Raw genomic sequence first — 14,332 nt, 5'->3', positions numbered from 1 at the left:
TAATGTTATTAGAACATATGTTTGAGGAGTTTTATCTATGCCAAAAGCAGTTATTTTAGCACTTTTAAAGCGAGTAGCATCCATTGATTTACCAGAAATCTTAGTTGAAGTTGAGAAAGGAATTTTTAAATCTGATTTATCTAAACTCAAAACTGAGATTCAAGAAACCAGGTATTCATCAGGGCAATATAAATGCCCTTTTTGTCATGACGACCATATCGTAAAGAATGGTAAAGTAAAAGGAAATCAACGTTATCTCTGTCGTAACTGTGGAAAATCATTTAGCCAACAAACTCAAACGCCAACCGCTTATTCAAAGAAAGAAACAAAAGTATGGATTGATTATATTGAATGTGTGATTAAGGGATATAGCTTACGTCGTTGTGCATGGGAATGTAATATTAACCTCGCCACAGCCTTCTTTTGGCGACATAAAATTTTAGATGCTCTTAGTTCATTCATGGGAACAGGAGAAGTGGATGGATTGGTTGAAGCAGACGAATGTTATCTTCGTTATAGCTATAAAGGAAACCATTCTAAAAGTAAATGATTTACAATGCCACGTCCAGCTCGTAAACGTGGCGGAGAATCTGTTGGCAAGCGTGGATTATCAAGTGAACAAGTTTGTATTGGAACGGCATTAGATAGAACAGGCAATATTTTAATTGGTATGATAGGAACGGGACGAGCGAAATATGATAACCTAAAACGTTTCTTTGAAGGGCGTATCGCCCCTCATTCTATTTTGTGTACCGATAGTGCTCATGGCTATGGTAAATTGGCGACTCAATTAGATTTAGAGCATAAGGCGATTCCATCAGGAAAGCATATGAAAGGTATTTATCATATCCAACATATCAATGCATTTCATAGTAACTTCAAATCTTTCTTACAAAAATTTAGAGGCGTTTCAACTAAGCATTTAAATAGTTATTTAATGTGGTTCAAATGGATTGAACTTTTTAAAGATGAAAAAGAACTTCTAAAAATTCAGAAAGCTTATATTCAATCACAAGCGACATATGCAGGGACTTTAATCGAAGAAATTCTTTCAAGGAAACCTGTGTTTGTTTAGATTAAAAAGTTAAGAATATTGTTAATTGTTATTTCATAGTTATTATCGTATACTATTTCTGGATAGGGGGGTATACATGGATAAAAAAAATAATAATATAGTAAAAAAGATATATTTTAAAGTATTGATGGTGCTATTTTTATTTAGTACCGTAATTGTAATTGGAGGTAGCGTAGTTAAAGAAAGACTTGGATATGGTTATGTTTTTCATTCTTGGTTGGATGTTACTTATTTAGTAGCATGGGTTTTAATGATAGGATTAATTTTAATCATAACTTTTAGCTATCTAAATGTATGGCTTGGAGGTATTTTTATACCATGTGTTTTAGTTTTTGCATTTATTTGGGGAAATATTGGATACAGCAAAGAAATTAGACAAGACCAATACATAGTAATCGAGACTCAACAATTAGGCGAAAAAGTTATCCGATACTATGAGGATATTAATATATTTATTATGAAAAGGCATCATGAGGAAATTGTGCGATAACATTTCCAGAACATAGTGAATGTTTTCCGATAATGTTTTTAAGCTTAGTCTTAAAATACGCAAATTTAATATAATGCGAACTAAATAAAGAGTTGTATTTGATTATTCATATAACTCTTTATTTTTTTATTATTCAAAACTTATCTAATTTCAACATTTTGTTAAAACACAGCCTATTTAAAACACATCCTAAAGATAAATAAAAAAACATCTTTTATAAAAAAGATGTTTTTTTAAAAGATGAATCAAAATAAGGACATTTTAATCAAAGTAGAATACATTAGTAGTGGTTAGTAAAATAGGCATTTAAAGAAGTAAGTGAAACACTTACTTCATATAGCGACTAATATTTAAGATAATTCCAATAGATATTAAGGTGATTGTTAGTGACGATCCACCATAACTCATTAGAGGTAAAGTAATTCCTGTAACAGGTAGAAGCCCAATAACAACACCAATATTAATCATGACCTGAATCATGAGCATGGACATAATCCCGACGACAATATATTTTCCAAAAAGATCGTCTGTTTTAAGGATAATATAAGCACATCGGGTAAAAAATAAAATAAATAGGATAAGTGTACCAATTGATCCTATAAATCCTAGCTCTTCAGATAAAATAGCAAAAATAAAGTCTGTTTGAGGTTCTGGTAAGTAAAAGTATTTTTGAACACTATTACCTAATCCAGCGCCGAACAATCCACCCGGTGCAATAGCATAGAGGGATTGGATAATTTGAAATCCTGATCCGATGGGATCACTCCAAGGATCTAAGTAAGCTGTAATTCGTTGTAATCGGTAAGGAGCGGAAATAATAAGAGCAACAATACCAGCAACCCCAGATAGAATAAAGTACATGAAGTAGCGAATTGGAACACCACAAATAAATAGCATCACAAATCCAGTTGCTACAAGAACCATCCCGCTTCCGAAGTCTGGCTGTAACATAATGACACCAAAGACGAGTAAAATAAAGAAAAGAAGAGGAAGCACACCTTTTTTAAATGTTTTCGCTTCTTCGACATAGTTACTCATGTATTTGGCTAAGAAGATGATTAGTCCAAGTTTCATAAATTCTGATGGTTGAAGAGAAAAAGCACCAATTCCAATCCAACTTCTTGCGCCCCCGCGAACAAGACCGATTCCAGGCACTAAGACAAGAATTAACAAGACTAAACTAATTAAGAAAAATGGAGTCGCATACTTTTTATAAATTTGATAATCGATACGTGAGACGGCGATCATCCCTACTACACCAGTAGACGCAAACAATAGCTGACGTTTGAAAAAGTAAAAGGCATCGTCAAATTTATATTCTGCCCAAATATAGGAAGAGGAGAGAACAAAGATTAAGCCGATGGTACTAATACTTAAAGCGAGTAGTAGGGTCATAAAATCAATTGAAGGTAATTTGTTTTTCATTCGAATTCCCCTTTGCTTCAAAATATATAGTAATGTATATGTTAGTGCGCAAAAGGAATTGAAGTAAATCTCATAAAATTCAAAAATAAAGTTATAAATTCCCATAAATAACAATATTTTATATGAATAAATGAGAAAAAAAGATGAAATCAGACATTATTTAGATGAATTTTAAATTCCGCTAACGGATTTTGTTTAAAGTATGTTAAAATATAAAATGATAAAAAGACGATTAGTCTAATAAGGAGTGAGAATATGCGCGTCCTTGTCACTGGTGGTGGGACAGGTGGTCATATTTACCCAGCACTTGCAGTTATTCGTGCATTGCAACAAGTAGATGACCAACTAGAAGTTTTATATATAGGAACCGAAAACGGATTAGAAAATAAAATTGTAACTCATGAAGGGTTACCTTTTAAGCATATTGAAATTGCCGGATTTAAACGTTCATTGTCATTAGAAAATGTTAAAACGATTATGAAGTTTTTTAAATCGGTCTCAATTTCAAAAAAATATATTAAAGAGTTTCAACCAGATGTCGTGATTGGGACAGGTGGATATGTTTGCGGACCTGTCGTTTATAGTGCGGCTAAAATGAAAATTCCAACGATTATTCATGAGCAAAATAGTTTACCAGGTGTGACAAATAAATTTTTAGCTCGTTATGTCGATAAAGTAGCGATCTGCTTTGAAGAAGCTCGTTCGTATTTTCCACAACAAAAGGTTGTTTTAACAGGAAATCCTAGAGCGACTGAAGTCGCTTCAACATTAAAAACAGGTAAAAGTAGTCTTGGGTTAAATCCACATAAAAAGACAGTCATGATTAGTGGAGGAAGCCGTGGGGCTGAACCGATTAATGATGCATTTATCTCAATGATTAAAGCATATGAAAAAGCAGATTACGAAGTGGTTTTTGTCACAGGAGATAAGCATTATGAGTCAATTAAAGACCGTATTGAACATGTTGAACAACTTAAAAATGTACATATTTTACCGTTCATTAGTAACATGCCTCAATACTTAGTAAACATGGATTTATTTGTTGGGCGATCAGGTGCAACCTTCTTAGCAGAAGTAACGGCACTAGGGGTACCATGCATTTTAATTCCCTCTCCGTATGTCACAGCAAATCATCAGGAGTTTAATGCACGTAGTTTAACGGATCATGGTGGGGGCGTTTTATTACTTGAAAAAGAGTTAACAGGAGAGCGTCTATATCAAGAAATAGAAAAAATTATGAACGACGATCAATTACGTCTAACTATGCAAAACACCTCAAAGCAACTTGGTATTCCAGATGCTGCGCAACGTTTAATTAAATTGATGAATGAAATTATTGAGAAAAAGTAGGTGTTTTAAATGTTTAAAAGTTTTATAGAAGAGTATACCAAGAATAATTTAGGGTTATTATTAGAAAATGAGCCAATGGCTAAACATACATCTTTTCGTGTCGGAGGACCTGCTCGAGTTTTTGTCACACCAAATTCTAAAGAATCGTTAATTCAAACCCTTGATTTAATTCATAAATATAAGTTGGCCTTTAAGGTCGTCGGAAGAGGGTCAAATTTATTAGCATCTGATCAACCATTTGAGGGTGTCATTGTCAAGTGCGATAAAGGATTAGATCATATTGAAATTAATGATACTCAAGTAACAGTTGGAGCAGGGGTTTCAACGATCTTACTTAGTAATCATGTAGCCAAACAAAATTTATCGGGATTAGAATTTATCTCAGGTGTTCCAGGATCATTAGGTGGGGCCGTTTATATGAATGCGGGTGCCTATAATAAGGAAATTAAAGATGTTTTAATTAAAGCTTTAATTGCTGATGAAACTGGAAAAGTACGATGGTTAACGAATGAAGAATTAGGGTTTACGTACCGTACATCGATGCTTCAAGGTAAGAAAAATTGGACTATTATAGAAGCTGTTTTACAATTAGAGCCTGGTAATTATGAGGAAATTTCGGAACTCATGAAAGCTAGAAAAGTACGTCGTATCGAATCACAACCAACAAAACTACCATCAGCAGGAAGTACGTTCCGTAATCCATTACCTCAGTATTCGTGGAAATTAATCGAGGAAGCTGGGTTAAGAGGATTCCGTATAGGTGGAGCAGAGATTTCAACCAAACATTGTAATTTTATTGTGAATGTAGATAATGCTACCGCACAAGATATCTATGATCTAATTCAGCATGTTCAATCTGTCGTGTTAGAAAAACATGGCGTTGAGTTACACCCAGAGGTTGAAATGTTTAACTGGTAGGTGAGGGGACAATGGAAGTAAAAAAAGTTGTTAAAATGGAACAATATCGGCACAAGTACAATAATAAGCCTAAAAAAAGACTAAAGAAGAAGTTAAAAGGCTTCTTTTTTAGTCTCTTTATTATACTTATTATCGGAAGTATCTTCTACTTTACGTCTTCAATGAGTAAATTATCCATGATTTATTTTGATGGATTAAACTACGTGTCACGTTCAGAATTAATGAAGTTAACGGGATTAAGCTATCAAGATCGGTTTCTGACGTTAGATAGCCAACAAATCGAAGAAAATGTGTTAAAGCATCCCTTAATTATTGACGCCACAGTTAAGAAAAAAGGGTTTAATCAACTATTCATTGAAGTTCAAGAAAAAGACGTGATCGGCTGTGTAGAACTAGACGGTGGATTTCGTTATGTGTTGAGTGATGGTCAACTTGTGGAGGACAATCAATCAGTTAAGGTGACTTGTCAAGGAACGGTTATTTATGGACTAACAAATGAAGCACTAAAAAACTCAATTTTGACTTTGTTCATTCAATCCGTAACTAAACTAGATCCTATTTTCGTGAATCTCATTAAAGAGATTAGTTATGAACCGATGTATGGGGATGTTAATCGCTTTTCACTCTTTTTAAAAGATGGAAATACCATTAAGGTTAATAGCTATAGTATGGTCAATAAGTTAAATTATTATCAAACAATGGTTGATCAAGTCTCAAAGTTATATGAAGGTGTAAAGGGGACGTATCATTTAGATGTGGGGGATCATTTCGAACCTTATACCAACGAAGAAAGTGTATCATTAAGCCAAGAAATGATGGAAGAGCACTCAGAGGAATAGGCTGTGGATAAATAATGTGTATAATGCGTCTGATATTTTGGAAATAGTCTTTTCATTGTGGCAAAAATATAGTAAAATAAATTATGATATTGTGGTAATAGTACCATATGTTAGTGGAGTGGTTTGAGGTGAAAAATAATATTTATGCTTGTTTAGAAATAGGTTGTGCAGAAGCTAGGATAATGGTGTGTAATATTAGGCAAGAACGTTTGTACGTATTATCACAACAATCCATTGTAGCGACTGGGATTGAAAATGGAAATGTCGTAAATGTAAATCAAATTGTAGAAAAGCTAAAGCAACTAAAAGCTAATGTGGAGGCTGATTTAAAGCAGGACATTCAAAATGTCTTATTAGCTATTCCGAGCATAGAATGTCGCATTGATAATGTGACTAACACATTGGACCTTGATCCTAATCAACCCATTAGTCATGCTAACATTAAACAGTTGTTCCGTGATATTATTAATCAGCCAACATATCATGATCAAGTTGCCATTAATATTATACCGCGAGCGTTTGTTGTAGATGATAATCATGCGATTCAAAATCCGCTAGGCATCCTAGGAAATGAATTGACGTTGCATGCCCAAAAAGCAACGGCGTCATCGTCGCTCGTTTATAATTTAATTAACGTAGCGGAATTAGCGGGATTTAGAATTGTTGATATTGTTTTAGGAAGTGTAGCAGAGGCCTTGTATGCTTTATCGCCTGAACAATTGAAAAAAGGAGCGTGTCATGTCAATATTGGGAAAGGCATGACAACGATTACCGTGGTTCATTCAGGTAAAGTAGTCTCTTCTGTTTCATTATCAACAGGTGGTCAAGATGTAACACAAGCGATTAGTGAAGCATTTAAAGTGGATGAAGCAACAGCAGAAATGATAAAGTTAAACTTTGGTCAACTTTATCATGAATCAACGGCACCTGAGATTATCTATGCAGATGAGGGAGATGGGCAGTTTGTCTGCATTACAAGACAAATGTTAACCGACATAATCACATCGCGTTACGAAGCAATTTTTAAGTTGATTAAACAGTATTTAATTGAAAATTGCTATAAACATGATCAAATGGATTACGTATTTACAGGTGGTGCTAGTGAGATAGAAGGCTTTACATGGTTAGCAAAAACGATTTTCACGCAGGAGGTAACCGTTGTTACGCCATCAATGCTTGGAGCAAGACAAGCTAAATATGTAAAATTAATTGGGATGGCAACATTTAATCATGAAATGTCGTTGTTGATCGGACAAAAAAGTAATATAATTGATTTTGACCAATATGCTAATGTCACACCAGATACATTTTCGAATGAGTTGCCTACTGTGTCTTTAAACACTCCAGTTATAGACAAAGGGCGAGAGAAGTCTTTTATGGATCATAAGTTAGAGAACAGTGGTGTACTATTACGTATATTCGATATGATATTTGATGAAAAAGTAGAATAGAACAAAAGAAGTAAGAGGAGGTTTCAGGGATGGAAGGTTTCGGATTTGGAAATGAGTTTACGTATGCCCCAAGAATTATTGTAATTGGTGTCGGTGGTGGTGGTAGTAACGCCGTTAACCGTATGATTGAAAATGATGTACAAGGTGTAGAATTTGTGGTTGTTAATACAGATGCACAAGCTTTAAACCTTGCCATTGCTGATCGCAAGTTTCAAATTGGGCGCGATTTAACTCGTGGTTTAGGTGCAGGTGGAAATCCTGAGGTAGGTCAGCATGCAGCTGAAGAAAACTTAAGCGAAATTAAAGAATTAGTAAAAGGTGCAGACATGGTCTTCATCACATGTGGAATGGGTGGAGGAACTGGAACAGGTGCTGCTCCAGTTATTGCAAAAGCTGCTAAAGAAAGTGGTGCATTAACAGTCGGAATCATTACACGTCCATTCACATTTGAAGGAAAACGTCGTACAGATTTCGCTTTACGAGGAATTGCTGAATTAAAAGCAAACGTGGATACATTAATTTCAGTACCAAATGACCGCTTATTACAAATTGTTGATCGTACAACACCAATGTTAGAGGCATTCCGTGAGGCAGATAATGTCTTACGCCAAGGGGTACAAGGGATTTCAGAAATTATCGCTGTACCAGGATTAATCAACCTTGACTTTGCTGATGTAAAAACAGTTATGCATAACAAAGGTTCAGCGATTATGGGAATCGGTCTTGGAAGTGGTGAAAACCGTGCAACAGAAGCGGCTAAAAAAGCAATCGCCAGTCCATTATTAGAAAACGATATTGATGGAGCAACAGATGCAATCATTAATATTTCAGGTGGAATGGATATTGCCTTATTCGAAGTTGATGAAGCTTTACGTACAATTCGTGATGCATCAACTACAGAAATTAACATTATTTACGGTGCAACGATTAACCCAGATTTAGGTGAAGATTTAATCGTAACAGTGATCGCGACTGGATTCGATGAAACAAATGCAACAGCTAAGCCAGTTGAAATGTTAATCGGAGATAACCGTAATAAAAAAGTTCAACCAGCTCAACCAGAGCAAGAAACACAAACAACTGAACAACAGCAACAATCAAAACCAGCTCAACCTAAACGTCAACCATTCGGTGGCGATAGTGTTGAGATGATTCCAAACTGGTTAATGAATCGTTATAAATAATAAGAGAGAGAAAATCTCTCTTTTTTTTTATGCTCAAAATTCTAAAAGAAAGACTAATTAGACGATTTTCTAATGATTCAAAAATTAAAATGAAGACATCATGTTGTTTTATTGCACTCAAAGATCGAACAAGTTATCAGTTAAATTTATGAATGTCTATCTTAATATATGATGAGATAAAGACTAAATTGATGAAAAATAATCTTCTCGCCTCATGTATCTATTTTTTGTTTAGTAAGATGAAAGGGGAAATTTTAACAGACGATTAAGAATGAAATGAAAAATTTTTCAACTTTAAAAATCATTATAATTAGTTTTATCTTGATTATAGGAAAAATTTTACAAAATAAGGGAAGTGTTTCACTAAATAATCTAGGTACACAACAAAGAATTGACAGATTTTACACTAAACTTTATATAAAATATAGAAGTAATAATCGTTAGAAGAAGGAGGGGGTTTATGTATCTTGATCTGTTCATCATTCAAAATTTGGTCTATGATTATCTTATTTTAAATGGTGTAGCTATTTTAACCGATGAAAAATTAAAGCTCTCTCGAGTCAGCTTAGGCTTATTAAGTAGTTTAGGTCTAAGTACACTTCTGTTTATAATGGATTTTACAATGTTAGTTGGATTAGTACCGTTTGTTATGTTAATTCTTGTCTTTCCCAAACAGCATATCAAGCATTTCATGACTAAAGTTTTATATTTTTATTGTTTGAGCTTACTTTTAAGTGGGGGAATCTATACTATTAGTCATTTTATTAAATTTGATTTAACGATTATTCCATATATTTGTACGTTAGCCGCTTTAGCGTTTGTTGTGACAGTGGCATATGTCTTAAAGTTTCGCTGGTTAAATGATCAGCAGCTGATTAATCAATTCGTCTATGAAGTGCGTATTTATTGTGGGCCTTACGAAATAAAAGGAAGTGGTTTCGTAGATACGGGAAATCATTTACTTGATGAAAAAACACAGTTACCTATTATGATGGTCCCAAAAGAGATGATTTCAAACCAATCAATTGAATTATTTTTAAAAAAGTATCGATTATCATGTTGGCAAACAAGCTACTCTGTCATTAATAGTCAACCACAACAGTTGCTTGTTTTTAAACCAACCTTATTATTAGTTAATGGAAAAGTTGTTCGAAACGTACTCGTTGGGGTCGTAGAAAATTCATTTCATGATTATGACTTTTTGTTACAACCGAGTATCGTTAGAAGTATATAAGTGATAGGGAGTCAAGGGGGAAATAGAATGCAGTCATTCATGATGTTTATTATTAATTTATTCGAAAAGTTTTTCAAAAGAAAGAAAAAGTATGTTAACTACATTCGGGGAAATGAAACTTTACCAGAACCGTTATCAAAGGAAGAAGAATTTAGAATTTTAACAAATTTCCAAGAAGGAGATGAGTTAGCACGACAAATATTAATTGAGCATAACTTACGACTAGTCGTTTACATTGCCAAAAAGTTTGAGAGTTCAGGTGTCAACTTAGAAGATTTAATTAGTATCGGAACGTTAGGTTTAATCAAAGGGGTACAAACCTTTAAAATGGATAAGAACATTAAACTGGCAACTTATGCTTCAAGATGTATAGAAAATGAAATTTTAATGCATTTAAGAAAAACAAATCGAATTAGACATGAGGTGTCACTAGACGAACCATTAAATGTCGATTGGGATGGGAATGAATTATTACTCTCAGATATACTAGGAACAGAAGAAAATGAGGTCTATAAAGACATTGAGGAAGATGTAGAGCGTCAACTTGTCTTTGATGCGATTAATCGTCTAAAACGACGAGAACGTGAGATTATGTATATGCGTTTTGGATTATGTGGCGAAGATCCATTAACACAAAAAGAAGTAGCACAAAAACTTGATATTTCACAATCTTATATTTCTAGATTAGAGAAAAAAATTATTGATAAAATTCGAAAAGAAGTTCTAAAAACTAAATAGTGTGTCGAAAAATAGAAAATGATAAACTGACAAATCATGAATGATATGACGTGATGTTGCTCATACTCTTGGGTAGAAACAAAGTTATGCAACAGGAGGGCCATCATGTCGAAACATAAAGTTGATATTGTCGGTGTAGATACATCAAAGTTAGAGGTATTAACAAATACGGAAATGGTTGATTTATTCAAAAAATTTCAAAGTGGTGATATAGAGGCTCGCGAAAAACTCATTAAAGGGAATTTAAGGCTAGTATTAAGTATCATTAAAAAATTTAATCATCGTGGAGAAAATTTGGATGATTTATTCCAAGTTGGGTGTTTAGGATTAATGAAAGCTATTGATCACTTTGATTTATCACATGAGGTAAAATTTTCGACGTATGCTGTGCCAATGATTATTGGTGAAATTAGACGTTATTTACGTGACAACAACTCACTACGTGTCTCTCGTTCTTTAAGAGACACTGCCTATAAAGTGCTTCAAATGAAAGATCAATTATCGGTTCAGTTGCAACGTGACCCAACAAATGAAGAAATTGCAGCTGCTATCGGGGTTGAACCGATTGATGTCGTCTTATCGGTAGAAGCGATTTCTGATCCGATTTCAATCTATTCTCCTATTTACAATGACGGTGGTGATACTATTCATCTCATTGATCAAATTGGAGATGACAGCATCACGGATGAAAAATGGGGTATTAAACTCATGCTTGAAGAAGGATTTAAGCGACTAGGGAAACGTGAAAAGCGTATTATTCACGATCGCTATTTTATGGGAAAAACTCAGATGGAAATTGCAGCTGAAATTGGAATTTCTCAGGCACAAGTCTCAAGATTAGAAAAAAATGCATTACAAGTCATGGAAGAAATGATGAAAAGTTAAAACATGAAAAAGAGTCACTTTATAGAAGTGGCCCTTTTTTTAAACCAATAAACTAAATTTGAATATTACATATTTAGTCTAGGAGATACATAAAATAAACTACAAAGAGAAGAAGGTGGGGGGAGAAAATGAAAGATTCAATCATGACATTAAGTGATATTGAAGAAAAAGATGTGATCAATGTAGTCACAGGAGAACGTATTGGATTTGTTTCAAGTTTAAGAATTGATACCAATTCGGGACAAATTATCGCTATAACGGTTCAACAATCGATGAGATTTGTAAACTTTTTCTCAAAAGATGAAGAGTCAATCGTTGTTCCATGGAATCAAATTCTAAAAATTGGTGAAGATGTCATCATTGTCAATGTTGCTCAACGACTAAATGAATATTAAAGAGTTATTTTAGACTCAGAGCTATAAAAAAAATTTCCATTCAATATGAAATATGGTATAATTTATAGTATCATGCAGTAATATTAGAAGTTGATAGGTGTGTTATATGAATATTTCAAGAAATGTCGAGTTAATCCGACAAAACATCGAGAGTTTAGCTACTCATTCAGAAGCTGTAAACATTGTTGCTGCAACAAAATACGTCAATGCTAATCAAATGGAGGAACTTTTTGAAAGTGGTATCACGATGATGGGAGAAAATAGAGTCGATGCTTTACTTGAGAAAAAAGCACAGATGACGTTACCAATTGAATGGCATTTCATTGGAACGTTACAATCACGTAAAGTGAAGGACATGATTAATGAAATTGCCTGTCTTCATTCACTCGATCGATTATCACTTGCAAAAGAAATTCAAAAATACCGTCAAGAACCACTACCGTGTTTCATTCAAGTCAATGTAAGCGAAGAAGAAAGTAAACACGGACTTAACGTCGAAGAGGTTATCCCTTTTATTGAAGCATTAAAACGGTATCCCATTATTGAAGTTATTGGACTCATGACCATGGCACCACATACGGATGATGAGAATGTGATTCGCGATTGCTTTAAAAAGTTAAAGCAATTACAGACCACTATTTCAATATCTGGTTTTGCGAAAAACTGTTTGATGTTATCGATGGGAATGAGCAATGATTATCAGATTGCCATTGAAGAGGGAGCCACACATATTAGATTAGGTTCAGTTCTATTCCAAGACTAGGGTATATCTAACAGAGAAAAACTAATAATTATAGGAGGAGAAGAAGATGAGTTTTAAAGATAAGATTAAAACAATGATGGGAATAGATGAAGAGGAATACGAAATGGATGATTTTGAAGAGGAGTTCGAAGAACCAGAAGTAGTAAAACCTGCGCCATCAAAGCCGGATTTAACAGTGGTAACGAACCCAACAACGTCAGTTAATCAATCAACAAACAAAGGAAAGAGTACTGTGATGCAAATGAATACAGAAGCAAATAAATTAAAATTAGATAGCAATTTAAATAAAGTCATTATTCGTGAACCAAATGAATATTCAGACGCACAAGATATTGCAGATTGCTTAAAAGAAAATTATCCTGTTTTTATTAACTTACAACGTTTAGAAAAATCACAAGCAAAACGTGTCGTTGACTTTTTAAGCGGAACGATTTATGCCATTGATGGTGATATTAAACGTGTCGGAACGAACTTATTCTTATGTACCCCAAAAACTGTCGAAACAGAAGGTCAAGTGACCATGAATGAAGTACAACCAGAAATCGAGGAGTAACAGCAATGATACAAATCATCTTATTATTTAAAGCGATTTTAAGTCTTTATCAAACGCTCATTGTCATTTATGTTTTAATGAGCTGGATCCCAGAAAGCCGCACGACACAATTAGGTCGTATTATTGGTGAACTTGTTGAACCGTACTTATCAATTTTTAGAAAAATCATTCCTCCAATTGGAATGATTGATATTTCACCACTCATTGCGGTTGTTGTGCTAAATTTAGCGATGCAAGGGTTGTTTAACATTTTATAATGAGACTCGAACACTTTAGCGTTCATGAACATGAGTTTGTCACTAAGGTTAATGATTGGATTCAACAGGTTTATCATCACGATAAAATCAAAATGACCAAATTTTTAACACCACGTGAGCAACAGATTGTTCAAATTCTTATTAATGAATATGACGAAATAAATGTCAAATTTGTAGGAGGGTTTAAAGAGGCTGAGCGAAAGCGAGCGATCATTATCCCCTCTTATTTATCTCACAGCACATTTGATGATACGGTGGTTGGATATGAGGTGTTGTATCCGATTCGACATGTTACCTTTGAACATCGCCAAATTTTAGGCTCATTAACGGCCCTAAATATTGATCGATCTCTTATTGGAGACATTTTAGTGCTAGATTCTAAAAAGATTTATATCGCTATTTGTGAGGAATTTTCAAGTTTCATTCTTCAACATTTTACAAAAATCGGGCGACATAGTATTAAGTTGATTGAACACAACATTGATGATTTACAACGAATTGAAAACTACGAAACAAACGAATATATTATTAGTTCGATGCGATTAGATGTGATTGTCGCTAGTTTAATGAAAGCATCTCGCTCGCAAGTTTTTGAATATATGAAGCAAGGAAATGTTCATGTGAATTTTAAGGTGGAACATAATCATTCTTATACTTGTCAACTTGGCGACATCATTTCAATTAAGCGATATGGTCGCTACAAATTATTGACTCAAAAGTCAACGACAAAGAGTGGAAGAGCCGTAGTTATTATTGGGAAAACCGTGTAGTTAGG

Annotated in this window: 15 protein-coding genes and 1 pseudogene; 15 read left to right on the top strand and 1 reads right to left on the bottom strand. The window is 34.0% G+C overall.

Annotation, left to right across the window (positions count from 1 at the left end):
• The first annotated feature begins 37 nt into the window (after positions 1–37).
• A pseudogene (locus JRC48_RS04690) lies at positions 38–1,075 on the top strand (IS1595 family transposase).
• A 76-nt stretch (positions 1,076–1,151) separates the two neighbouring features.
• Positions 1,152–1,565: a hypothetical protein gene (locus tag JRC48_RS04685; RefSeq protein ID WP_235070702.1), complete on the top strand. Its 414-nt coding sequence runs from the start codon at positions 1,152–1,154 to the stop codon at positions 1,563–1,565.
• A gap of 327 nt (positions 1,566–1,892) precedes the next feature.
• Here the strand turns inward: JRC48_RS04685 and spoVE are convergent, their stop codons facing one another.
• Positions 1,893–2,990: a stage V sporulation protein E gene (spoVE, locus tag JRC48_RS04680; protein ID WP_235070701.1), complete on the bottom strand. Its 1,098-nt coding sequence runs from the start codon at positions 2,988–2,990 to the stop codon at positions 1,893–1,895.
• Between the two features lie 255 nt (positions 2,991–3,245).
• On the opposite strand from spoVE, the gene murG reads away from it, so the two are divergent.
• The 13 genes from murG to JRC48_RS04615 all read left to right on the top strand — a co-directional run bounded on the left by murG (position 3,246) and on the right by JRC48_RS04615 (position 14,327).
• The gene (gene murG / locus JRC48_RS04675) at positions 3,246–4,340 is read left to right on the top strand and encodes an undecaprenyldiphospho-muramoylpentapeptide beta-N-acetylglucosaminyltransferase (RefSeq protein ID WP_235070700.1); all 1,095 of its coding nucleotides are present in this window, start codon (positions 3,246–3,248) and stop codon (positions 4,338–4,340) included.
• A 9-nt stretch (positions 4,341–4,349) separates the two neighbouring features.
• The gene (gene murB, locus JRC48_RS04670; RefSeq protein WP_235070699.1) at positions 4,350–5,258 is read left to right on the top strand and encodes a UDP-N-acetylmuramate dehydrogenase; all 909 of its coding nucleotides are present in this window, start codon (positions 4,350–4,352) and stop codon (positions 5,256–5,258) included.
• 11 nt (positions 5,259–5,269) lie between these two features.
• The gene (locus JRC48_RS04665) at positions 5,270–6,097 is read left to right on the top strand and encodes a cell division protein FtsQ/DivIB (RefSeq protein ID WP_235070698.1); all 828 of its coding nucleotides are present in this window, start codon (positions 5,270–5,272) and stop codon (positions 6,095–6,097) included.
• Between the two features lie 128 nt (positions 6,098–6,225).
• Complete coding sequence (gene ftsA, locus JRC48_RS04660; RefSeq protein WP_235070697.1) at positions 6,226–7,548, top strand: cell division protein FtsA; 1,323 nt, start codon at positions 6,226–6,228, stop codon at positions 7,546–7,548.
• Between the two features lie 29 nt (positions 7,549–7,577).
• Complete coding sequence (gene ftsZ, locus JRC48_RS04655) at positions 7,578–8,732, top strand: cell division protein FtsZ (protein ID WP_235070696.1); 1,155 nt, start codon at positions 7,578–7,580, stop codon at positions 8,730–8,732.
• A gap of 460 nt (positions 8,733–9,192) precedes the next feature.
• Positions 9,193–9,966, top strand: a complete 774-nt coding sequence (locus JRC48_RS04650) for a sigma-E processing peptidase SpoIIGA (protein ID WP_235070695.1) — start codon at positions 9,193–9,195, stop codon at positions 9,964–9,966.
• A gap of 27 nt (positions 9,967–9,993) precedes the next feature.
• Positions 9,994–10,704: an RNA polymerase sporulation sigma factor SigE gene (gene sigE, locus JRC48_RS04645; RefSeq protein WP_255703627.1), complete on the top strand. Its 711-nt coding sequence runs from the start codon at positions 9,994–9,996 to the stop codon at positions 10,702–10,704.
• 105 nt (positions 10,705–10,809) lie between these two features.
• Positions 10,810–11,589 (top strand): RNA polymerase sporulation sigma factor SigG, encoded by a 780-nt coding sequence (sigG, locus tag JRC48_RS04640; protein WP_235070694.1) that lies wholly within the window; start codon positions 10,810–10,812, stop codon positions 11,587–11,589.
• 128 nt (positions 11,590–11,717) lie between these two features.
• Complete coding sequence (locus tag JRC48_RS04635) at positions 11,718–11,984, top strand: YlmC/YmxH family sporulation protein (protein WP_235070693.1); 267 nt, start codon at positions 11,718–11,720, stop codon at positions 11,982–11,984.
• Positions 11,985–12,090: 106 nt separating this feature from the next.
• The gene (locus JRC48_RS04630; protein ID WP_235070692.1) at positions 12,091–12,747 is read left to right on the top strand and encodes a YggS family pyridoxal phosphate-dependent enzyme; all 657 of its coding nucleotides are present in this window, start codon (positions 12,091–12,093) and stop codon (positions 12,745–12,747) included.
• 46 nt (positions 12,748–12,793) lie between these two features.
• Positions 12,794–13,300, top strand: a complete 507-nt coding sequence (locus tag JRC48_RS04625; protein ID WP_235070691.1) for a cell division protein SepF — start codon at positions 12,794–12,796, stop codon at positions 13,298–13,300.
• Positions 13,301–13,305: 5 nt separating this feature from the next.
• A complete protein-coding gene (locus JRC48_RS04620; protein WP_235070690.1) occupies positions 13,306–13,557 on the top strand; it encodes a YggT family protein in 252 nt (83 codons plus the stop codon).
• Positions 13,557–14,327 (top strand): RNA-binding protein, encoded by a 771-nt coding sequence (locus tag JRC48_RS04615; RefSeq protein WP_370630388.1) that lies wholly within the window; start codon positions 13,557–13,559, stop codon positions 14,325–14,327. The genes JRC48_RS04620 and JRC48_RS04615 overlap by 1 nt, the downstream gene beginning before the upstream one ends.
• Positions 14,328–14,332: the final 5 nt, after the last annotated feature.

This window comes from Turicibacter sp. TJ11, from assembly GCF_021497505.1.
Taxonomy (GTDB): domain Bacteria; phylum Bacillota_I; class Bacilli_A; order MOL361; family Turicibacteraceae; genus Turicibacter.
This window is presented reverse-complemented; position numbering and strand designations above follow the sequence as displayed.